Raw genomic sequence first — 687 nt, forward strand, 5'->3', positions numbered from 1 at the left:
AGCGCCAAGGCCGGTGCAATGACCTGCACGGCGGTGCCGTCGACGCTGGCAAAGGTGGTGCGCAGCACTTCATGCCGGCGCACGATTTCCTGCACCGCCTGTTGCAGCGCGTCGCCATCAAGCACGCCCTGCAATTGCAGCGCGAGCGGGATGTTATAGAAGGGATTGGCCGGCTCAAGCTGATCGAGGAACCACAAGCGCTGCTGCCCGAACGACAACGGCAGCGGCGCCTGGTCGTCGCGCTGCATGCGCACCACAGCCCTGGCAACGGCCGGTCCGTTCAACACAGCCTCGATGCACGCGGCGAAGGCCGCCACCGTGGCCGCTTCGAACAGCGTGCGCAGCGGCATTTCGATCAGATGATCCTGGCGCACACGCGCCACCACCATCGCGGCGATCAGCGAATGACCACCGAGCGCAAAGAAATTATCTTGCCGGCCGATGCGCTCAATGCCCAGGATCTGCTGCCACAACTGGCAGACGTAACGCTCCATCGCCGTCTCCGGTGCGATAAAGGCGACCTGCACGGTCGCCAGCGCCAGATTCAGCAGGGCCTGACGATCCACCTTGCCGTTCGGCGTGAGCGGCAATTGCGGCAGCAGCACAAAGTTCGACGGCACCATGTAGACCGGCAGGCAGGCGTGCAAGTACGTAAACAGGCGCGCAAACAACGCCTCCTCGTCGCAC

1 protein-coding gene is annotated in these 687 nt (G+C 64.0%); it reads right to left on the reverse strand.

The features are described from left to right. Positions 1 to 687: condensation domain-containing protein (locus ACP7EG_RS27700; protein ID WP_426090251.1), on the reverse strand; the 687-nt coding region annotated here is incomplete at both ends.

It is taken from the genome of Janthinobacterium sp. PSPC1-1, from assembly GCF_049897625.1.
Taxonomy (GTDB): domain Bacteria; phylum Pseudomonadota; class Gammaproteobacteria; order Burkholderiales; family Burkholderiaceae_D; genus Janthinobacterium; species Janthinobacterium tructae.